The sequence below is a fragment of the Paenibacillus foliorum genome, assembly GCF_013141765.1.
GTDB classification, from domain to species: Bacteria; Bacillota; Bacilli; order Paenibacillales; family NBRC-103111; genus Paenibacillus_S; species Paenibacillus_S foliorum.
On record NZ_WHOD01000101.1, the window covers coordinates 44,827 to 67,738 of the forward strand.

General features: G+C 48.2%; 16 protein-coding genes and 1 other annotated feature. Of the genes, 3 read left to right on the plus strand and 13 right to left on the minus strand.

The window, feature by feature from the left end:
- Positions 1–35 precede the first annotated feature (35 nt).
- Together GC093_RS26405 and GC093_RS26410 are read left to right on the plus strand one after the other, a co-directional pair.
- Positions 36–662 (plus strand): LysE family transporter, encoded by a 627-nt coding sequence (locus tag GC093_RS26405; RefSeq protein ID WP_171654910.1) that lies wholly within the window; start codon positions 36–38, stop codon positions 660–662.
- Between the two features lie 541 nt (positions 663–1,203).
- The gene (locus tag GC093_RS26410; protein ID WP_171654911.1) at positions 1,204–1,965 is read left to right on the plus strand and encodes a YqcI/YcgG family protein; all 762 of its coding nucleotides are present in this window, start codon (positions 1,204–1,206) and stop codon (positions 1,963–1,965) included.
- On the opposite strand, the gene GC093_RS26415 is transcribed toward GC093_RS26410, so the two are convergent.
- Together GC093_RS26415 and GC093_RS26420 are read right to left on the minus strand one after the other, a co-directional pair.
- Complete coding sequence (locus tag GC093_RS26415; RefSeq protein ID WP_312886616.1) at positions 1,962–3,275, minus strand: amino acid permease; 1,314 nt, start codon at positions 3,273–3,275, stop codon at positions 1,962–1,964. The two genes, GC093_RS26410 and GC093_RS26415, sit on opposite strands and share 4 nt — an antisense overlap.
- 92 nt (positions 3,276–3,367) lie before the next feature.
- Entirely contained in the window at positions 3,368–3,970 is a 603-nt protein-coding gene (locus GC093_RS26420; protein WP_171654912.1) for a spore coat protein, read from the minus strand.
- Positions 3,971–4,123: 153 nt separating this feature from the next.
- On the opposite strand from GC093_RS26420, the gene GC093_RS26425 reads away from it, so the two are divergent.
- Complete coding sequence (locus GC093_RS26425; protein ID WP_171654913.1) at positions 4,124–4,726, plus strand: DUF1989 domain-containing protein; 603 nt, start codon at positions 4,124–4,126, stop codon at positions 4,724–4,726.
- Between the two features lie 363 nt (positions 4,727–5,089).
- On the opposite strand, the gene GC093_RS26430 is transcribed toward GC093_RS26425, so the two are convergent.
- The 11 genes from GC093_RS26430 to tyrS form a co-directional block, all read right to left on the minus strand.
- Entirely contained in the window at positions 5,090–5,383 is a 294-nt protein-coding gene (locus GC093_RS26430) for a DUF6509 family protein (protein ID WP_171654914.1), read from the minus strand.
- A 102-nt stretch (positions 5,384–5,485) separates the two neighbouring features.
- Complete coding sequence (locus tag GC093_RS26435) at positions 5,486–8,410, minus strand: VWA domain-containing protein (RefSeq protein WP_171654915.1); 2,925 nt, start codon at positions 8,408–8,410, stop codon at positions 5,486–5,488.
- Positions 8,394–10,643, minus strand: a complete 2,250-nt coding sequence (locus GC093_RS26440; protein WP_171654916.1) for a vWA domain-containing protein — start codon at positions 10,641–10,643, stop codon at positions 8,394–8,396. Before GC093_RS26440 ends, GC093_RS26435 begins: the two co-directional genes overlap by 17 nt.
- A 33-nt stretch (positions 10,644–10,676) precedes the next feature.
- Positions 10,677–11,570, minus strand: coding sequence for a DUF58 domain-containing protein (locus tag GC093_RS26445; protein ID WP_171654917.1), 894 nt, complete (start codon positions 11,568–11,570; stop codon positions 10,677–10,679).
- The gene (locus GC093_RS26450) at positions 11,567–12,556 is read right to left on the minus strand and encodes an AAA family ATPase (protein WP_171654918.1); all 990 of its coding nucleotides are present in this window, start codon (positions 12,554–12,556) and stop codon (positions 11,567–11,569) included. The genes GC093_RS26445 and GC093_RS26450 overlap by 4 nt, the downstream gene beginning before the upstream one ends.
- Positions 12,557–12,585: 29 nt before the next feature.
- Positions 12,586–14,307, minus strand: a complete 1,722-nt coding sequence (locus GC093_RS35575) for a DUF8809 domain-containing protein (RefSeq protein ID WP_216624838.1) — start codon at positions 14,305–14,307, stop codon at positions 12,586–12,588.
- A gap of 885 nt (positions 14,308–15,192) precedes the next feature.
- The gene (locus GC093_RS26460) at positions 15,193–16,089 is read right to left on the minus strand and encodes an ABC transporter permease (RefSeq protein WP_312886617.1); all 897 of its coding nucleotides are present in this window, start codon (positions 16,087–16,089) and stop codon (positions 15,193–15,195) included.
- Positions 16,086–17,015: an ABC transporter ATP-binding protein gene (locus GC093_RS26465; RefSeq protein ID WP_171654980.1), complete on the minus strand. Its 930-nt coding sequence runs from the start codon at positions 17,013–17,015 to the stop codon at positions 16,086–16,088. Before GC093_RS26465 ends, GC093_RS26460 begins: the two co-directional genes overlap by 4 nt.
- Before the next feature lie 146 nt (positions 17,016–17,161).
- Entirely contained in the window at positions 17,162–19,597 is a 2,436-nt protein-coding gene (locus GC093_RS26470; protein ID WP_171654919.1) for a DUF8725 domain-containing protein, read from the minus strand.
- A 119-nt stretch (positions 19,598–19,716) separates the two neighbouring features.
- Positions 19,717–21,045 carry an MFS transporter gene (locus tag GC093_RS26475; protein WP_312886619.1) on the minus strand — a complete coding sequence of 443 codons (1,329 nt, stop codon included), beginning with the start codon at positions 21,043–21,045 and terminating at the stop codon, positions 19,717–19,719.
- A gap of 215 nt (positions 21,046–21,260) precedes the next feature.
- Positions 21,261–22,523 carry a tyrosine--tRNA ligase gene (gene tyrS, locus GC093_RS26480; RefSeq protein WP_171654920.1) on the minus strand — a complete coding sequence of 421 codons (1,263 nt, stop codon included), beginning with the start codon at positions 22,521–22,523 and terminating at the stop codon, positions 21,261–21,263.
- Between the two features lie 51 nt (positions 22,524–22,574).
- Positions 22,575–22,854: a binding site (T-box leader), on the minus strand.
- Positions 22,855–22,912 lie beyond the last annotated feature (58 nt).

The following is a 22,912-nucleotide window of genomic DNA, read 5'->3' on the forward strand; positions in this document are numbered from 1 at the left end:
TACCTTGTACAAGTACTCACCGGAGGGTGAAGTGGATGAATGTTTTTATATCGTATATGATTCTTGGCTTATCCCTGTCTGCTCCAATCGGGCCGGTTAACGCAGCACAGCTCGACAAAGGGATTAAAAATGGCTTTCTTCACGCATGGCTCGTAGGGGTAGGCGCTATGGTAGCGGACGTTGCCTATATGCTGCTAATTTATTTGGGTCTCGCTCATTTTCTCCATACACCTTTCATGAAAACGTTCCTTTGGGCCTTTGGTTTCTTTGTTCTTGTATACACAGGAGTCGAAAGCTTGCTGCAAATCAGCAAAGGACATACCACCCGCACAGCTAAAGACGAATCCGCCGGTAAATCCTTTATCTCCGGTTTTCTACTGGCACTATCCAATCCGCTCAACATATTATTTTGGCTGGGTATTTACGGATCAATCCTTGCTCAAACTGTCGAGTCCTACGGCATGCGTTATGTATTCATCTATAGCTTAGGTATATTTACCGGAATCTTCCTATGGGACATTATTATGGCCGCTATTGCAAGCACCCTGTATAGATATGGAAGCAAACAAATCATCAAGCTTATCTCAGCATTAGCTGGGATATCCCTGATCGGTTTTGGATTTTATTTTGGGTATCAGGCTTTTAAGTCCTTGTTTTTGTAGGGGAAAAACCTGAGCCTTATGCTTAAGATTCCAATGGGATCACCCATCATTTGACCCTTTTATCGATCGTGTGCAGGACTTTCTAAGAGATCGCTCCCGCTCGCTTACTCTTACGGAACGTCATTCCTTTATTTTCATAAAATACCATTTATTATATAATTAAACGGAACTACGATGCGTTATTTCGTCTCCAATCGGCTAAAATCCACCATTTTCAAGCAAATAAAGGATCGTAGTTCCGTTCCCCTTGTGTGATAACATGTGCACTGCAAAATAGCGTATCCCAGTTCCGCCAACTGAGAATTAGTTAATACTTCGTGAACGAAAATAACCCCTTTTACCCCTACCCATCATTCATTGCGAATCATTCTGCTCCCCCATGTCAGGAAATTTCGAAAACGGTGAAAATTATTCCTTAAATTTAGAAGCAGTAAGGTTTTCCAACCCAAAATATAAGCACCCTGATATTAAAACAAGGACATTCACCTAGTACTCCTTCAAATCATACAGTATCACGTACTGATGAAGGAGGATTTATCACATGTCTGAGCTGTACACTACAAGCTGGCTGGATAAGAATCTATCTGAGATCATGAACTGGCAGCAGGATGCATTTCAGCAATTCAAAGCGATGATTAACGATACTCATAATACCTACCCCTGCATCCCCGGAAGACAAGGTTTCATATCCGATCATCTGCGATTCGGCTTTGTCGGAGATCCTAGGTCACACATCGCTCCCCAAGCTCTCGCCTCATTATTAAAGCAATATGGCCAATGCTCAAGAGAAACAGGCAAATATGCTTCATTGGTCGTATTCTTCAACACACCCTCTGCCTTATCGAACGATTATTCGGTTCAAAATTACGAAGAATTATTCTGGTCGCTGCTCAATCAGTTAAGCCAGTACGATGAAAAAGAGTGGCCAAAAGAGATTTCAGCTGATCCCTCCCACCATTCTTGGGAATTCTGCTTTGATGGGAACGCTTATTTCGCTTTTTGTGCGACACCCGCCCATACCATACGCAAGAGCAGGCATTTCCCTTATTTTATGCTCGCTTTTCAGCCCCGATGGGTCTTTGAGGAACTTAATAAATCCACATCTATCAGTCTCAAATTAAAAAAGGCTATCCGAAGCCGTTTGACCAAATACGATGGAATTCCCGCACATCCTTCATTAAAAGGGTATGGTCAGAAGGACAACCTGGAGTGGCAGCAATATTTCCTGCATGATGATGATCACATCCCTTCCAAGTGCCCCTTCTCAAGAATGAAGCAAGCTATTAAAAATTTACACTTCTAAACCGAGCTCCTCCATTTGGCTCTCATAAACCAGGTCACCGCAGCTATAACCACGACGAGAAGCAGACTGACCCCAAATCCAGGTCTACTCGACGCTTCCAGCCATGTTCCCGAGACAGCAGCACCGATTAACCCTAGCGCAATAAAGCTTTTTATTTTACCTTTAACGGATAGCTTCACCACTTTGGGAGCAGAGAGTAATATAATGGACCAGGTATACAAGAGCACTAATCCTGCCGCAGTTGCGATATGCTCGAATATATGTTTAGGTAACCACGCAACTAATAGGATGGATATAACCAATCCCATTACAGTTAAACCCAAGGCCGGATAAGGGGTTTGTCGCTTCCCTATTTTGATGGAAAAGCAATTAGGGGCATCCCCATCCTCTGCAAGTGTAACCAACATTAGCGTTACGGCATATTGAGAAGCAACCATTGTAGAAAACCCCGCTATAATCAGAACCGCATTAAACATGTGCTCAAGGGCAGGTAAGCCTAAGCTTCTCAAACCCAAGACAAATGGACTTTCTTCTTGTTGCAGCTGGTCCAGAGGAACAAGAACAAGCAGCAATCCGATAGATGTAATATAAAGAAAGGCTACTAGAGCAAGCATCAGCTTTCCAGATTTCATCACTTGTTTAGGCTCACTTAACCCAGCTGCCATCAACCCCATTACTTCAATTCCTCCAAAAGCAAAAAATACATAGATGAGGCCCGTCCACATCCCTCTCCAGCCAGGTGATAAAAAATGATATAGACTTATCGAAGGTTTCACTCTTGATCGTCCCCAATCAAACCAATCTAGCCAAATAGATAGGGCAACGAAGATAAACATGACAATGGCTGCTATTTTGATAATGGACAGGATATCCTCTGTTTTCTCCAAGCCTTTGGTTCCCAGAATGACGACGGTAAGGCCAAGTGCAGCATAGATGGAGGTAAATATCCAGAGAGGAACCTGAGGGAACCAAAATTGCGAGAAAATGGAGAGCGCTGTTAACGAGCTGCCTGATATCAGCATTTCAGAAGACCAGTAAAGCCAGCCGCTGCTGAATCCAGCCCACGGACCAAAGGCTTGCTTGGCATAGGTACGAAAGGAACCCTTCTCCGGCTGCTCTGCCGTCATTGCAGCCAAAGCTTCAAAAACAAAATAACTGCCTAATGCTGCAAGTACAAACAGGATCATCACGTCAAAGCCGCTTTTATGTAAGGCAATACTTGAACCTAAGAAGAAGCCGGTTCCAACGGTACACGCCACACCAAGTAACGATAAATGCCACCATTGGAGATGTCCTTGATGTGTTTTCACGATTCTCCCTCCTTGTTTCCAATGGCTCGAAATACTTGAAGAACCTTACAAATTTTCTTGTAAGGTTCTTCAGGTATAAGAAGCGTTCTAAGTTATACGAGCTGTGGCGAAGGTGCATAACTGTTCCGCATCTGCTGCATATCCTGTTGAGCAAGCTGAGGAACCTGATAATAATGTCTTTTATTTTGATACAAAAACAGCTCATAGCCCATTTCAATAAAATTAGGCACACTATCCGCCATCATGCGTCGAAGCACAGGATTCGTAATTTCTAATGATGTCATAGCAAGCAGAGAAGCTGTTGATTTAATAAGCCCCAGCATATAAGCCGATATCCCCTGCCCACTAATTTCTTGAATAGACATCATCGGTTTCTTAGGTGCCGTTTGCTGCAAGCCATAGATCACTTGATTACTTTGGTTCATTTTATAGGACTGTGTAGGATGTGACGGGTCTCTCCCTGTGGAGAAGGCATCCACTGTAATGTTGTATAAATCGGTAATAAACCGATGCTGGCGATAAAGGATCTCCTTCAACTCCTGGTCTTGTATAAATTGCTCGAACATAACATATTGATCCAGCAAACTAATGAAGCTTGATAATATTTCATGAGAATCAAACATTTCATGGCCACCATGATTCATCATGGAAGGTATTTGGGCTGTAGAAAATTGATTTGAATATGAATTCTGCATTTCGACTTAATCATTCCCCTCTGATGTTTTACTACTCCCATATAGTTCATTATTTTCGGCTAAATTATTCACCAAAGGCAGGCCGCCTGAATAAGTTCAAATAGGGTTAGCCAACCTAAACTATTAGGATGATTAGTAAATAGGAGGGGCATCATGACCCATCAACAAACAGCTTATGATTTGCTTATTCCTCCAAAGGAAGGGCGCAGCTTTAAGCTAGAAAAGGGACAAATCCTTAAAGTAATTGATGTATACGGTCAGCAGGTGGCTGATTTGGTTGCTTATCGGGGAAATGATCCTAAAGAACGATTGGATCCTAGTGTAACCATGGATGCGCTGCGCACTATGAATATCAAACCGGGCGACATTCTTTATTCTAATTTATATGCACCGATGCTCACTGTGCTAGAAGACACCGTTGGTAAGCATGATTTCATTAATTCCGCTTGCCGCCCTGAAATGTATGAGTTTTTATACAACAAGCCTGATCACCGAAGCTGTTATCATATTTTAAATAGCGTTCTATCCGAGTTTGGGATCCCACAGCCAGATCAGCACTACCCGTTTAACATCTTCATGAATACGGTAATTGACGGTCGAGGCGATATCCAAGTAGAAGCCCCCTTGTCCGATGCTGGCGACTACATTAAATTAAGAGCGGAAATGGATGTTATTGTAGCTATTTCCGCATGTCCGTGTGAGGATAGCGTCTGCAACGGCTACCAATGCACGCCAATTAGAGTCGAAATTTCGTAGCCTTGCCTAGATTACTTCAACTTATAGGGATCCACCTCAAAAATCAGAGCTTGACCCTCCTCCTATCATCAGCCATCACAAAATCCTGCAGAACATGCAGGTTTTTCTACCGAAATTTGCTTTTGAGAGGAAATAACTGCGAAAGCACAGCCATTTTCATCCAAAATGGAGCAATCTCAGCTAAAAATGAAAAAGAGATGCACATTTGCATGAATTCACTAAGACTGCGATAAAACGGCTAAAAGGCTGTATAGATGCAGGTTTTTGGGGTGGGCATTGGTTAAATTTCATCAACGATCAAGCAGAAAATAAATAGAGGTTCACCGATCTTTACGGCGAACCTCTTCTTTGTGGGAATATTGACTACTCAGGCAAATTCTCTTTACAAAATGCGCTTAGTAGAGCTTCTTCATCCTCTTCCAAGTCAAAATCCAGATATTTTGCCGTATTTCTCTCGAAAATCTCATATCTTAGAATTCCAGTCAAACTTTCTTCTACACGGTAAATGACCCTTATATACAACCCGCTTTCGGAGTACAGCTCATCATCCTCAGGCACCTCGATATCAAGTATAAACTCGTATCGCTCCCCAGTTAAAATTTTAAATGGATCCTTAACCTGTTCCACACTAAAAGCGGTAATCGTTATTTCACTCATGCTCTCATTCCTTTCTCGACCTTAACCCTTTATGCAAAAAAACTGTCTCTAAGACATTATACAGTAATCTGCAAGGAAGGGAAGGCGCGGCGGGACAGCGTCCTACCGCCGCTTGCGGTTTTTGGCGGCGAGCAGACGGTTCATCGTCTGCTCGCTTGCCGCCGGCGCTTGCGGCTGCGGCCCGCCAGCCGCGCGATTCGATGCCGCACTCGGCGGCATCGACGGTGCTCCGTCGCCCGCTCGCGGCGACGACTGCACTGCGCCAGCGCCTGCGGGCGCGCTGGCGCTGGCTGCTGCATCGGCGACCTCGGCCGATGCGCCGCGTTCGAGCAGCGTCGCCCCGTCGCTGCTTGCGGCTCCTGCCGGGCGAGCGAGCCCGGCCAGGCGCTTGCGCTGCCGCAGCCGCTCGATCCCGGCTGCGGCAGCCGCCGGCTCAGGCTGGAGCCGGCGGCCAGAGCGCGCCGTCCAAAGGACGGCCACGCGCTCCCAAGGGATCGATAGCCGGCGCACCGCGATGTCGAGCAGCCAGAGCAGGAGCGCGACAATTAGCAGCGGCATAGCCATATCATGCGACTGCCGCTTAGGCTTCACTTCTCCTTGGAAGACCTCCTCCGGTCGTTCCAAGGAGAGCAGTCTCCCGCCTGTCAGCTCCGCCAGCTGCTTCAGCTTGCCTGTCGGATCTACCGGATTGATCTTGTACTCAGGTGAATACGGAATAACGAATCCGGTGGTGAAGCTGCCTAAGCTTTTTTCCTTATCAGTTGCATCCTTCACATCAATTTTGGCTAAATACACACCAGGCTTCTGTACAGCCAATTTTGATTCGTATTCACCAGGGGCTGTCGGAGATAAATTAAGCTCAGTCTTCCCCAGCGTATCATCCGTTATCGATGCCTGAACATCCCCTTGAATGCCTGGCAGACTGCTCTTGATGTCAAGCGATGCCTCATTACCGTTCAAATGGGAAGTAAGTGTAAAAGGAGACGCTTGAAACTGCGGAAACGTCCACTTGATAATCTGACTGAATACGTTAGAGAACCGGTCCCAGGCAATCCAATCCGCTGACCATTTGCCAGTAATATCACTGGTCCAAGCAACGCTTCGTCCCGAGCCGTATTGCCATCTGGCAAGCAGCGGGTCCGGTTCAGGGCTCATAAGAGCGACCTCTGCCGTTTCCTTCGGGGTCACTGCCACGTAAGCATTGATCTTTGGAACACCGTCCCCGAGCAATCCCTTCCATTCTACGGTCTGTCCCAAAGCCGGAATAAAAGGCTGGTCTACGATATAGGTCCGCGCCATCATGACCGCCTCCCGACTAAATATCGCTGGCAAGGTCGATTGGTCATTCGTATAGTAGAACCGCCCTTTAGCCATCTTGGCAATGGACTCCAGCAGCTGCACATCCGACCCTTCGCCTACGGCAACAGAAGACAGGGTCATGTTATTTTTCAACATATTCGCAGTTAGCTGCTCATAGCTTTGATTCGTCGCAGACTGGCCGTCTGTCAGCAGAATAATATGCTTACGCTGCGCCTCCACCTTCAGCATCCGTTGATAAGCTTCGTCCACCGCTGTAAAAATTTCCGTACCCCCAGCCGGTTGAATGGATTGGATTTGCTCCAGCACCTTTTTGCGATCGGTCAGCTTTTGCGGCTCAACTACCCACCACGGAGTGGAATCGAAGGCGACAACACCAACGCTATCCTTCTCCCTCATTAGCTCCACCGTGCGCATTGCTGCTTCCTTCGCAAGCTCCAGCTTGCCGCCGCCCATACTTCCGGAACGGTCAATCACCAGAATCAGCCCAAGCGATGGGATCTCCCTTTTTCCCTGTAAGTCCATATAGACGGGGAGTGCTTTTTCAATCGGTGTTTTGAAATAACCTCCCATGCCGTAGCTGTCTTCACCGCCCAGCATCATTAGCCCTATCCCGTAGCTGCTGACAGCCGTCTCAATCATATCCATTTGTGGTCCTGAAATGCGTGTGGCAGATACGTTGTTTAGAATAATGCTGTCATAGGCGGCATAATTGGCCATTTCTCGAGAAAGCATTTCTGGAGGAATAACCTCGTAGCCAATAAAGCTCGACTTCAAGACGGACTCTATGTTACCGGAGCTGCCCGTTACACCTTCCACAACAAGCACTTTGGGTGGTCCCGTTACTCGGCTAAAAGCGTAGCTTATATTGTTCTCAGCCTGCTCATCCTCCGCAAAATACAGCTCTGCACGATAACGGTGAAATCCGGCTTCCTTCGCAAGACTCGTCAAAACAAATCGATTATCCCCACGCTCAACCGTGACGGACTGCTTGGATATTTCCTGATTCTCTTCATAGATCCGAAGCTCTCCCGTCCCGGCAAAGGTGCTGGCAATTGCAATTTCCAATGTATATTTCTCGCCTTGGTAGAGCTTATCAGGCAGCTTCAGGCTGTCGATGGAAACATCCTTTTTCACAGATTTAGGCAGAGGCAAAATATCTACCGGAATTCCTTTGTCCTTCAGCAGCTTCCCCTGCCTCAGAAGGTCTCCTACATTCTCGTTACCATCTGTCAGCAGCACGACCCGCGGTGTAGACTGCTCAGGCATCATCGAGCCCGCCAGCTGCAGCCCTTGGGCCAAATTGCTGAACTGCCTATTAATTTGACCTGAAAAACTGAACTCATTTAAGCTTTGAGGAGTCAGGCTGCGTTCCACAATTGCGTCCAACCCAGTAGAAATGACGCCAACCTGGTCATCCTTTGCTTTGGCATCGGTAGATGCTTTCAGCCACGGCTCATAAGCTTTGCTTGACTGCATGCTGTCGGAGCGATCAACCACATAGTAGACCGCTTTTTGCTCCAGAGTGACAAACCATTGAATACCACTGAGCGATAAAATCAGCAGCAGCAAAATTGTCGTCCGTAAGCCGACAGCTAACGCTTTGCGTGTGCCGAGCAGCTGCAGCTTGGTTCGCCACATCCATACGGCAAATCCTATAAGCGGAAGCAACAGCAGCAGAAACCATGGCTCTTTAAATTGAAGTCCCACGCCGGTACACCCCCCATTCCACGAGCATCAGGATTGTTACCAGCAGCACGGCCCAACGGACCAGTGAGTGAAGTGATTGGCCGCTATTAGCAGCGGAACCTTTGGCTTGGTTACTAGCTGCATCCCCATCCGATGATGACTGCGTGGACTGACCATTTACAGCATCGGGCCCGCCGATAGGCTGTGTGCCTCCATCAGCTGTGGAACCCTGCGTTGTAAAAGCTAGCTCCTGCTGCGGCACAACAGCCGTTTCCCTTGGATCAGCCGTCACCTCGAGATAAGTCTTGCGATCCGCTGAGCCACCGCCGCTGCCAGACCCTGATCCGACGGCAGCCTCTCCTCCTGTACCAACAGTCGCATGCTCCACAAATTGATACAATCCTGGACGGTTAGGCACGGTCTGACTGCTAGCTACGACGCCTTCCGCCTTCTCGGCAGTCATAGCCGGAAGCGGATTGCCTATGATATCAAGCGGCTGCCACTCGGCTGAGGCCGTCTTGCCGGACAGCGGAATGTCTATACGCTCACCGGCTACAGCTCTGCCCAAGCTTACGGCTTGGCGGCTGCCCAGCCATTCAACGGCGTTCTGCACCAATACAGGGAATTCCGAACGCAGCGGCAGATCCGATTGATGCAGGTCAAAAGCAAACAGCAGCCTAGGCTGTCCTTTATCCGATCCCGCGTAGACGATCGGCTGTGAGCCTAGTGAGATAACAGCTTTACCCCAAGATACGGATTCCATATGCTGAAGCTTGGCAATGTGTGTATCCTGCAGCCGGATGTACTGTGTTACAGGATGATCAATAATCTGATATTCCGCTGCTGGCGCATTCACTTCTGCCGTTTGTGCCGGTGTGTGAATGTACCAAACCGGCTTTTGCTCCAACAGCTCCTGCCACGATTTACCAGAAATATCCTCTGCCTTCACTGAATCCAGAACGATCAGGTCAACCGCACTGCGTGGCGGTGTCAATAGCCCACCTCCGCCTGTCTGCACCTTGGTCACTTCTGCGTGTGATAGCTGGAGTGCCTTCTCCAAGAAAACATTGCCTTCGGTTACAAGCAGCACCTTTTTCGTCCGATCTCCCGGTAAAAAGGCAAACGCCTGATTATCCGCAGCCAACGCATCCTTAATGTTGACCGTCAGCTTGTAATAATCTGCTGATTGGAGCTTGTCAAAGTAGATGGTTTTCTGCTCGCCCGGCTGCAAGGCTTCACGACGAACTTCCCTTAGGCTGATCCCGCTATAAAGCTCAATATCGAACTCCTGCTTGCTGGATCCTTCGTTTTTCAATACCGCTACGGCGTTGATCTGCTCTGTGAGCGTATTTGTGCCCGATACTCCGCTAGGTACTGTCACAGCTCCTGAAGCACCCGCTGTCCCCGCTGTTGCCGCAGTAGCACCCGATGTGCCTGATGTGCCAGCTGTACTCGCCGATCCGGCGGCGGCTATACCAGATGAACCGTTCGTGGCTGCTGATGCTGAAGTCGAAGCCGACGTCCCCATTGTGCCGGATGGCTTGACGCCGAACTGAACGACACGCACATTTTCAGTGCTTTCCCCCACTTGGCCTGCACGTATCACCTTTACTGGAACACGAAAAGCCAGTCCAGCTGTCGAATCCGTCCATTGACCATCTGTATACACCCGGATTTCTGAATCCTTATCATCCTGAGTGAGCGCTGCCGCTAAAGACATAGTCTCTTTATAGGCCGTTTTACCGTAATAAGGCGTAACTTCATTCAATGCAGCCTGTACGGCATCCCCTTTTATCTCACGAGATACCAGCACATCCGGCTGCCCACCCATCGCAATCAGTGTGATTGCACTGCTGGAAGCGTCCTTGTTCACAAGCTGAACTATGTCCTGCTTCGCCTGCTCCAGTCTGCTAATTGTTTGTCCGTTCTCGCCCTTGGCAGAGATTAACGTCTCCATGCTAAAAGAGCGATCGAGTACGACCACAACATGATTTTTGGCCCCACCCGAACTCCATACAAAAGGCTGCATCAAAGCCAGCACCAACAAAGCAGCTATCAGCAGCTGGAGAAGAAGCAGCAAATTGTTGCGCAGCTTTTGCCATGGGGTATTCGCCTCCAGATTACGAAGCACTCGGTTCCATAACAAATGGCTGGGTACGATGGTGTCGATATATTTGCGTTTTAGAATATACATGAGGACGATCACAGGCAGCGTCAACCCGAACCACAGGCTGAGGAGCGACTGGAATTGCATGGTTGTCACCTCTTACTTTTATGTCCAATTTCGCTATAACAACACACCGCTCTGCCGAAAAGCGCGTTGAACCGTGTCCAAAAGCGGCATATCCGTTACCGTTAAGACGTAGGTCATATTACGTTCATGACAGAAGCGCTGCAGTCCTCGCGTGTACTGTCCGACTGCCTCTTGATAGGCTTTGATAACTCGGCCGGTAACCGCGACCTCCTTGCCCGATAGAGATTCACTATCGATGAGTCGTAGATCACCAGCTATGTCCGGATGCATTTCCTTGGGGGAGAGCACCTGCACAACTACAACCTCCTGACGGGCGGCAAGTAAATAGGAAAGTGACTCCTCTACCCCTGATTCATATAAAAAATCGGAAAACAGCCATGTCACACCTGGCTGCCTAGGTAGCTGTGCAGGCTGCATCATAGCGGCAGCCAAATCACCCGAGGATGCAACAACTGCCTGCTCCAAAAACTGCACAAGTCGGTGCATCGCCCCCTTGCCCCGCAGCATCGGCAGCTGCTGATCGATCTGGTAGCTGAACAGCCGTGTGCTAACTCGGTCATAGCCGGCAAGTGCGATATATCCTATGCATGCGGCAAGCTGCCGAGCATATAGAAATTTATTTGCTGCACCTTCTCCGAAATCCATCGACTGTGAACAGTCGATATATAGGTTCACCTGCAGCTCCTGCTCATCCATAAACTGCTTAATAAAGGGCTTACCCGTGCGCCCAAACACGTTCCAGTCAAACTGGCGTGTATCGTCCCCCGGAGTATACAAGCGGTAATCGGCGAACTCCTGCGAGGAGCCGAGCTGTCGTGACCTTCGTTTGCCCTGCATCGTACCGCGAACTCGATTCTTGGTGGAAAGCTGTAAGGCATCCAGACGCAGCATCAGGTTGGAATCCAACAGCAGGCCCGACTCGTTCATCGGCTTCTCTCCAAGGAGGCAATAATATCTTGAACAAGCGTATCCGTTGACACGCCCATGGCTTGACCCTCAAAATTAAGGAAAATCCGGTGTCGCAGCGCCGGTACGGCAACCTTTTGAATATCGTTCATGGAAACATGCAGCCTCCCCATGCTCAATGCGCGCACTTTACTGACAGAGATAATGGATTGCAGACCACGTGGGCCAGAACCATAGCGGACGTATTTCCGAACTGAATCCGGTGCTTGGCTCTCAGTCGGATGCGTCATCATAAGCAGCTGTAAAGCATAATCCAACACATCATCCGCTACCAGAATATCCTTGGCGCCACACTGTATTTCCTCTAATAGAGCTCCATTCGCAGCTGTTTCAACCGTAGTTTCGTAAGCTGATGTAGTCCGGATAATAATCTCCTTAAGCTCTTCTCTTGTTGGAAAGGTAACGTTAATTTTCAATAAAAAACGATCGAGCTGAGCTTCCGGCAAAGGGTAAGTGCCTTCGTTCTCCAGCGAATTTTGCGTTGCCAGCACAAAAAAAGGACGTGGCAGCTGATGCGTTGTTGTGCCTATTGTCACCGTCTTCTCCTGCATTGCCTCAAGCAAGGCGCTCTGTGTCTTAGGTGTGGCACGATTAATCTCATCGGCCAGAATCAGATTCCCAAAAATAGGGCCTGATTGGAATTGATAAGAGGTCTCCCCCTTGGTGCCGAATTGAATGATGTTGGTTCCAGTAATATCCGCAGGCATTAAATCAGGCGTAAACTGAATACGGGAAAACTGCAGGTCAAGCGTATCCGCAATCGTACGGACCAGCATCGTTTTGCCGAGTCCCGGGATTCCTTCCAGCAGCGCATGTCCGCCAGTAAAAATGCACCAAAGGATTTGCTCGACTACCTCCTGCTGCCCCACAATAACCTTGCCGATCTGCTCCTTCACTGCCGTAAAGGTTCCCATCCATTGTTCTACTTGTGCTTTCGTCTCTATCATAGTTTCACCTCTGCACGGTTCATTGTCATTTATCGATTCGGTTGGATTTCCGTAAAATAATCACGTACCAGGCTTTGCACATTCTGCGGCAGCTGGCTGCGATTCAGCGAGCTTTTGGCCTCATTGGCGTATTCGGTAAACACTTCCTCGTATGGCCTCGTCGCTCCATCCATCATCGGCGATACGCCACCCTTCTGTATCTCGCCTCCCGAGCCGTTAACTGGCCCCTGGTCGGACTGCACATTGCCCGCTCCCTGCAGATTACGCGGCGTCGTGACCAAGCTCCGCGGCCCGTTGCCTACTCCCGCTCCGTTGCCTCCACTGGCACCTGCACTCGCGCCCGCTCCTGCACCCGCTCCTGCTCCTGCTCCTGCACCTGCACCTGCACCTGCGCCCGCTCCTGCTCCTGCACCTGCACCTGCGCCCGCTCCTGCTCCTGCACCCGCTCCTGCGCCCGCTCCTGGCTGAGCGCCAGTGCCCGGCGTGCCGCCTGGGCCTGCGGGCATCGCCGCAGTGGCCAGCGCGTTCGCGAGGCCGCTCGGGCTCCACGCGGCCGAGAGCGCTGCGCCCTGCGCCGCCAACTGGCCCGCCATCGGCAGGCCAGCCTGCGCGATCTGTGCAGCCTGCTGCATCGCCAGCGCTTGCTGCTGCGCGTTCAGCTGCTGCTGCTGCATCGCCTCAGCGAGCCGCGCTTCCAGCTCCTTCAGCTGCGCTTCGAGCTGCGCCGGATCGGCCGTTGCGTCGCCGGCCTGCTTTTGCAGCTCCTTCGCCGCAGCCTCCATCGCCTTGCGCAGCTGCTGCGCCTGCTCCGATGCTGCATCCGGCATCGCCGCTGCAAGCTTCTCCAGCTCCTTCGCCAGCGCTTCCTTCTGCTCCTTCGTCAGCTTCAGCACTTGCTCGCGCAATTGCTCAGCGCTTTGGCGCAGCAATGAGGAATCCTGCTGCTGCAAGCTTTGCCCGAGCTGCTTCAGCATCGGCTGCCGCTGCATTTGATCAGCCCACTGCTCCGCTTCAGCCTGCCGCTTGGTTAGCGGCTCCGCCTGCTTTTGCAGCTCCTTCAGCGACTTTTCCATTTCATCGAGCGCCGACTTAACATCCCGACTCTGCTCAAGTCCTTCCTGCAGCTTAAGGAGCGTTTGCTCCATTGGCTTCTTGACAATCGGATCAAGCTTCTCAACCTTCAGCTTCTCTTCCATACTTTCCACATTCTGCTTCTGCTCTTCTATCCATGCAGCCTCCGCTTGCTTTCGTGCCAATATTCCATCCATCTGATTCGGCATAATAAGCGTGATCACTAGCATACAAGAGCAGATGCCAATGACCCATAACCGCCTTTTGAATCCGGTCAGCATGACTACCTTCGGCAAATTGCGCACAACTGCTTCCGTGAAACTAATCGCCGACTCCCGCTGCATGCGAATAACAGGAGTAGTTTGATGCAAATATTGAAGCGCCGTAAGTACAGTTTCCTCAGCGCCCGCTTTATCCAGCACTTTAGCTGCCTCTTCTGGCGTTACTCTTCTTATCAAAGGGTACAACACCCCGATCATTCCCCCGAGGAGCACCAGCAGCACAGCCTCCAACCGATAATGAGGAATCGGAAAGAAATGCCCAGCCAGCATCCATAGGAAAGCAGCAATTAATCCTCCCACTAACCCCAGCGCGCCCAACTCCAACATGCGGATTCTAAGCATTCTGCGTTGGACAGGCCGAAGCAGCTCCAGCAACCGCTGTGACTCCACATTTAGCATAGCTATAACAACTCCTTCCCTACCTCATTCCTATCTTGTTCTGCGCATATTCCACACTTGCTCATTACGCTCTTCTCTGCTTGTTTTGCTCTCATTCCATTCTCGTTCCACTCTTGCTCTACTCTTCTTCCACTCTCATTCCACACTTGTTCTGCTCTCTCATTCCACTCTTTCCCTACTCTTCTTCTGCTCTTGCTCTACTCTCATTCCACGCTTGCTCTACTCTCATTCCACCCTTGTTCTGCTCTCATTCCACCCTTGTTCTGCTCTCATTCCACCCTTGTTCTGCTCTCATTCCACGCTTGCTCTACTCTCGTTCCACTCTTGCTCTGCTCACACCGACTCCTGTCACTCCATCCCAGTGCTTCATACTTCCATGTAATAAAGCGCTTTTCCCCTTGGTTCTTAAGCTCATCTATGAGAATCTATGAGGATTGCCCCACTCTCACGGAACGTCAATCCTCTATTCGGCTTACGCACCCCCATATTCATGAAAACGCGGAACTACGATGCGTTATTTCGTCTTCAACCTACCGAAATAGCACATTCCAAGCCAATAAGGCATCCTAGTTCCGCTCCACTTGAATGATAACGTGTGCAATTCAAAATAGCGCATCACAGTTCCTCCCCCCGCCTATTTGGAGGCGAATAGGGGGGAAGCTATTCGCAATTCTACCTCCAATAGCAACCTTCGGCCCATCACTTATTGGCCATCATTTAGAAGTAAAATGGGGCTCTTCGCCATGCTTAAGTGCCCCCAAAAACTCAACTCTTTAATATCTAGAGAATAACAATCTCCACAACCCGCATTGAACAAGTGCATTGGTCAATTGTGCGCGAATCCAGTTATAAACTTATACTCACTCGCTGTTCAACTCAACAAGCCTAACCCCGCTTCTTCAACCGCGGACGAATATACCGAATGCTTAACAGCAAAGCACCAATAGCCAATACCGCATATACAATAACAAATTCCTGCCACAGCTCAATAGGTGGAGGTGTCGGCGTACCGCTAGGCGTCATTCTATTGCCGAACGCTTCACGGTTGAGGCTCGGTTCGAAAATACTGAGCAGCGCAGCAACCGGATTAAGGCCGAGCACATAACCAACCCAACCATAGGATTGGGGATTTGCCCCTTGGTTGTACTGACGGAGCACACCTTGCAAAAAGATAAACAAAAGCCCCGTTCCAGCAAACACAGCCAGAGTAAAGCCGTAGGTCACGACAACGGAGATCATCGTCCGCTTGAATATCGTTGAAAACAGCACTCCAAACGCACCCAATACGAACATTGCAAAAATATAAAATAAGAACACTAACGACAGCTGCTTAGGCGAGATCCCTCCGAATAGAAACACGATACTGTACACCGGAAGCGTAGCGATAATAACCAACAGCATAAAGCTTAATGACGAAACCAGCTTGCTCAAAATAATCGTTGTCGAGCTCTGCTGTGTCGTCAGCAAAATGTTGAGCGTCTGCTTCTCCCGCTCCCCACTGATGACACCAGCAGTCAATCCGGGCGTCATGAAAGCAACCAGCACCAGCTGGGCAACGCTTAGGAAATAAAACAGATCCCGGCTTTCCTGAGGCCGAAAGCTCGCCATTCCGCCGCGAATTCCGCCTGTATTTAAGTATATGAAGCCCATCGCAAGCAGCCCAATAGCAAGTAAATAAAACAACAGCGACAGAGACGAGCGAGCCGTCCGCATGCGCAGCCGAAACTCTTTGTCCAGCACAGGATTAATTAATGTTTGGCGCCAACCGAGCCCATTCCTCACAGCGCATCGCCTCCCTTCGTAATCTCCAAGAACACATCCTCCAGATTCGTTTGCGCTTCACTATAGGTAATAATGCGATAGCCCTTGCCGATCAACTCCAGCAGCAGGCTGGATTGATCCTCATCCTGTCCTCCGAAATGCACATGAATGCCCTGCTCATCATGCAGCACCATAGAAACATGCGGCTGATCCTGCAGAAATGCCGCCGCCTCCTGCTCCCGCTCCAACATACGAATGTGCAGTACACGTTTGACCCTCATCCGGTTTTGGATATCCTGCACCTTGCCTTTGGCAATAAGCTGCCCATGCTCGATGACGCCGATTTCATCCACCATTTCCGCCAGCTCCGGCAAAATATGCGAGGAGATGAGAATGGTTTTACCCATCGACTTAAGCTCCTTCAGAATTTCGCGCATTTCAATCCGCGCTCTCGGATCGAGCCCTGACGCCGGCTCATCCAGAATGAGCAGCTCCGGATCATGCACCAAGCAGCGCGCCAAGCATAGACGCTGCTTCATTCCCCTCGATAAAGAATCGACATAGAACTCGGCTTTATCCGTTAAATTAACCAGCTCCAGCAGCTGAGGGATGAGCTGCTCCCGCTCTACTCGTGGAATTCCGTAGCTGGCACCATAGAAATGAAGATACTCGGTTGTTTTGAATTGGTCATACACACCGAAGAAATCCGGCATATAGCCGATCAGCTTGCGCACTTCCTTCGGATGCTCCGTTACTTCGAAGCCGCCAACCTTGGCCGAGCCCGAGGTGGGTGCGAGCAACGTCGCGAGTATAGACATCGTCGTTGACTTACCAGCGCCGTTAGGCCCGACAAATCCGAATACGGAGCCTTTGGCAATTTCCATGCTCATTGATTTCAACGCAGTAAAGCTGCCGTACGTTTTTGTCAAATCCTTAATTTCAATCATTGGCTTAGGCAAGCTCTCACTATCACTCACCGGAATCGTTATCTCAGGGCCTACACTCACAGGTGTACGAAACTCCCCATTATCGCTAATAGGCTCAACCACTTCTGTACTCCCTATCTTCGGTTTGTTCACTTCCTGACCATCACTCATCGGCGCACCGTCCCTTCCAAGGCTACCTCAGGGAACTGGAAGCCGAACTGTTGTGTAGCCGTAGCCTTCATTCGTATCGTCGTCCCTCCGTCTAGGATATAGGCTGACAGATTATCCTTTTTCTCAACAGGGACGCGAAGGTCAATCGGTTCCCAATCCTGCTTCTCCCCGTTCCACAGCTCTAAGATCAGAAACTGCGGAATGCCTGCTCCGCCTGGCATACGCAAATCCAGCTTCGTATAGGATGCACCCTGAATCCTCGGAAGTGCGTATTCAAACGTCACAGAACCATTGCCGATCACTACCGTGCCATTAGGCTCCATGAACAATTGATTCGTATTGTTATTAACAATAACAGGGGTTATATACCCCGCAGGAATCGATATCTTATCCCCTTGAACGACTTGGAAATCGACCGCCTGCACCCACAGGTTCAACTGATCGGTATTAGCATCCTTGCCATTAACCTTGAATAACGATTGCTTATCCTTACTCCAGCCGATGACCACCGGTTTCCCCTGATTCATCCCTTTGCTGCTATTGTTCATATATGAATTGATCATTTGGCGTTCACGTTCATGGTTATCCATGTTTCCATTTCCATTTCGATACACCATGCCGCCGTTCATCCCGTTTGGATTAGAAAACAGCAGGTAGCCAAAATCAAAATTGCCATTATTAACATTTGTAGGAGACGTTAACGCCACCGGCTTTTTCTCGCCAACCTTTAATTCACCTACACTATATACGCTCCTATTGATGATAATATTAACATCGTTCAGGTCGCTTTTCGTTGCATTGGCGATTTCACCCTTAAGTCCGTTGGAATCTAACGTTAGATTCACATCGAACTTACCCAGCTGCTCGATTTCATCGTTTTGAATCCATGCTTTACGCACAGACCAGTATGGTACATCCGACCACCCAATTCGCGTTTTTTCCGCATCCAGACGAATATGTTGATCGGAAATCCCTGTCAGCTGACCGTTTGAACCGAAGCCTTGATTCGTGTTAGCTAAAACGGTATGCGCTGCCTTAGGAACCTCAAGCTCATAGCTCCCACCCCGAGGAACAAAGACAGCTGTAGCACTTGTTCTCTGCCCTTGGCCACTGCCGTTAAGCTCTAAGGTATTGAGGGTATGTATCAAGGTAGAGCTTTTATCCGAGGATCCGATCATAAAAATAACGGCACTCGATAGTATAGAAAAGGCTGGAATAATGATCCAAGCCCACTCTCTTTTATCCACCTTTTTCAGCAGCAGGTATAGAAACGGAGCCACAAGAACGACATAAATTAGAAACACGATCAACAGCATGAAGAAGGAAGGTGACACTAATGAAGGGAAAAAATCGAGCGCATACTGCACTTCACTAAATTGATTCATGAAGGAATAGCCCGGTCTTCCGCGTTTCATATTTGTAGGCCCTGAATGACCTTGGATCACCTTCTCCCACAGCTCAGGACTTCCGTTCCATGAAGCTACCGGATTGAGCGCAAGATCATAGGCCACATACCATACTTCTCCGCTACCCGTGCTTTTTTTGACAAAAAGAGGCTGCTGCTTCTCTTGGGTTATGACCTCACCCGCTCTCAGCGCTGATGTCGAAACCGTAAAAGGCTCGCTAAGCTTAAGCTCTTTACCCGACGCTTGCTCAAGTGATGATAGACTCGGTACAGAAGCTGTCCCTGTATAGGTCACGGGAGACAGACCCTCGAAAGCTTTAGCCGTCTTCGGATACCCCGCTCCCCCAGCTAAAACCAGTGTACCTCCACGATTTACCCAAGACGTGATTGCTTTAACTTGATCTTCCTTCAATTGATCGGAGGCAAAATCATTCAGAGCAAGTACATCGAGACCATCGAGCATGACCGATTCGCCAGGAAGCTGCTCCGGTTTCAAGTGGATGACGCTGACCGGGATATTTTTCGACTGCAGCAGTGATAAGAAGTTTAGCGTATCCGGATCCCGAGCCAGCACCCCCACTTGAACCGACTGGGTCGGAGTTGCCGTTATATAATCATTGCCTTTGGAAATCGGAACGATCTCCCCTTTGCTTATGTCCCCTTTATAAAATTTAATGACATTATTATTGCCGTTGTACGACATTCCGGGAAGTGACATCCACACGACCTTTGTCGTCTGCTTAGGTAGGTCCAAGTGCTTGATGTAAGTGGCATCATTGCCTCCCATCGGATTGGCCACTTGCACAACTAGATCGCCGCTTACATCTTCGGATGGATTAGTCACGGTAAACTTAACCGGAAACCATTGTCCCTCTTTAATCTTTCCGTCATAGCCTACTTCCATTTGGAGCTCTATCGAACCCGCAGCTGCCGCAGGCCGGCTCCAGAGTAAGGAGCATATGCATAGAACAACAACCATGATCCCCACCCATAGGACGAGCTGCTTCTTCTCTCTTTCTAGTACCACCGTATTACCCCTCTCCATTCATGGAAAATAGTTCTATATCCCGATTCCTTATTGACGCTTCTGCACAAAGAAAAGTTGCTTAATTAGTAAATATTTGGGTCTTATGTCGCAAAATATCCTTATAACGATTCGTTATACCGCCCAACATTTGTAAGCTTCTGTTTCGCTGTAGATCTATAGATATAGTAGTAAGCTGCAGCGGAAAACACAGTTAGTCCTATATCCACTCCGATCAGCAGCTGATAGTTTTTGAACAGGTCATAGTTAATCCCCCCAAAATATCCGGAGAAAACACCGCCAAGATGATGGACAAGCAATAATACTCCGGTTTGAAGGCCGATCGATTTACTTGAGCTTTTCAAAGCTTCCGTTGCAACAAGAATTCCTCCAGGAATTGCCCCCAAGTAGCTAGCTCCAAACATCAAAGAAAACAGAATGGGAGCCAAATCAAAATGCATCATTAAAATAGCAAATGCCATAACTCGAACTCCATATAAAATCGCCAAAGCTAACAGCCTGTTCATACGGTCCAGTAAAAATGAAAAAAACAAGCCTCCCACAAGCTCAAGTAATCCGAGCAAGCTCAATGATGTTGCAAAAACCGCTTCATGTACATGGGATACCTGCTGAATGGCCACTAAATGTCTTTCCACCGTTCCCATATTGAACCCGCAAGTAAATAACGCAATCATTACAACTACAAGTGTTGGATTTTTACAGTATCCGATGAAATTGGGCAACCAGTTTCGGGCGTTATCCAATAGCTTTCTCTCTTTTTTCAGGGATTCAGAACTGCTGCTAGGCGCTTCATTAGCTTCGTCATCAGAGTCATTAGTGCGAACGAAAAAGAGGATAAAGAGGATCGATCCACAACCAATCACGAGTAAAATCCAATACAGCTTCATCCAATCTAACCAATCCTGGAAATACACGAAAAGGGGAGTTAGCACCGCAAGTCCCAAAGAGCCTGCGCTGCTTGCAATCATCAAAGCTTTGGCCCGGTGGTGTTTAAACCAGTTCGAAACCAGCACATAGATGGATGATGCATTTATCCCACTTAGTCCTGACAGAATCCCAAATCCAATAAAATAGCCAACTGACGTATTGGAAAATAACACGGTTACAATAGCGATGTTACCTATAATTCCTGTGAGCAGCATGACCTTTTTGTATCCGTATTTATCCACTAATAGGCCGCCGATTGGTGCACACAAGGCTGTAATCAATAAATTTACAGACCATGTCAAACCAAGAAAAGCTCTCCCAACGCCTAAGTATTGCGATATATCGTTCTGGTAGTACGATTGAACAAACCGACCAATGGAACCAAAAAAACTAAAGAACCAAAGCAACGAGAGCAGCAGCCATGCATAATTTTTTTCTTTGAGCAAAGTAATTGCCTCCTTCGTTCTACTCGTTTGGTATGACTTGCACTTGTCGGGGATTATGAATTCAGTATCACGGGACTTTTTTTGACCACATAAGACTTTTTACGTCCCACTAATACATGAATAGTCCTTTCTTTCTAAAAATACCTGATAATGTAAAAAAATACAATAACCAATTTTTCTTTGGATGCTATTGATAATAAAGCTTTTTAAAACCGCTTTCTGCAAACAAAGATAAAACCGCCCTAAAGGACGGTTTGACAAATACTCTGAACTCATTCAATTTTAATTCTAGCAAACTTCCGCTTTCCTACTTGTAGGATGTCGCCATCCTGTAACACTACTCGTTCGTTCTGATCGGTAATCTTACGCTCATTTATTTTTACAGCACCCTGTGTAATACTTCGCTTAGCTTCTCCGTTAGATGATTGTAATTTAATCGTGACGAGAAGTTTACTAATCCATGTCCCCCCATCCTCTAACTCACTCGCACGAAGTCGGACTTCCTCTATATAATCTGGCAAAGCACGTTTTTGAAATACCGTTACAAAATGATTATGCGCTTCTTCAGCAGCTCGTTCTCCATGGTACATACGGACATATTCATTCGCGAGCTTGAGCTTGGCATCCCGAGGATGAATGGTTCCTTCTTGTAGTCCCTGCTTAAGCTCAAGCAGCTCCTCATTAGTGATGGCAGTTGTAAGCTCATAGTATTTAAGCATTAATTGGTCAGGGATGGACATTGTTTTCCCAAATATCTCGTTGGGCATCTCATCGATTCCAATGTAATTACTTAAACTTTTACTCATTTTTTGTATCCCATCCAAACCTTCTAACAGCGGCATAAGAATCGCGATTTGACCATCACCCTTCATCTCATAAGCCTCCTGCAAGGTTCTTCCCATCAGGATGTTAAAGGTTTGATCCGTCCCTCCAAGTTCAATATCACTTTGTAATGACACGGAGTCATACCCTTGCATAAGCGGATAGAAAAATTCATGAATATGAATAGGCTGATTGCTGCCAAATCGTTTAGCGAAATCATCCCGTTCCAGCATCCGCGCCACGGTTAATTTTCCTGCCAGCTGCAGAACATCTTCAAACTTTAACTGACTAAGCCAAGAAGAATTATAATAAAACTTTGTTTTTTGCGGGTTGAGAATTTTGTACAATTGCTGCTGATAAGTTTCGGCATTTCGTTTAACATCGGCCTCCGTAAGCTGCTTTCGTGTTTCGGATTTGCCTGTTGGATCACCAATTCTGCCCGTGAAATCCCCGATGATAAGTTGAACCTCATGCCCCAAATCCTGAAATTGCCGTAGCTTGTATAACACAACCGTATGACCAATGTGAATATCCGGAGCCGATGGGTCCAGTCCGAGTTTGACTCTTAGCGGCTGACCTGACAATACTGAATAGGCCAATTTTTGCTTCAATGCATCCTCAGGCACAATTTTGGCCGCTCCACGGCAAATTATACGCAGCTGGCGCTCGACTTCATTTTGTTGCTGTTCGGTAAGCTGATCCCATTGCCCCATCCTTCTTCCCCCTTTTTTGAAAAACAAAAAAAGACAGCTTCAAAGCCCCAACAAAGGGACGAGAAGCTATCTCGCGGTACCACCCTAATTAAAGAAGAGCTTACTGTACTGAAATCAGTATAAGCTTCTTCTTTCACTTATTTTAAATAACGGCATTAACTGCCGGGTAAAAGCTACTTATGCATGGGTCATGCATGTTCCCTTCTCCTGCTCCGGACTGTAATTCAGAAAAATGCTTGCATCGGTTTTCACCCGCCACCGACTCTCTGCTAGCATCTGACATTTTCCCTACTGAGGGTAGACTCCAACCCATGTCCATCTTCGCTTTAACGGATATTTAGTTTAATGAAATTAAATCACAGTTAAAATTTTCTGTCAATTTGCAGAGG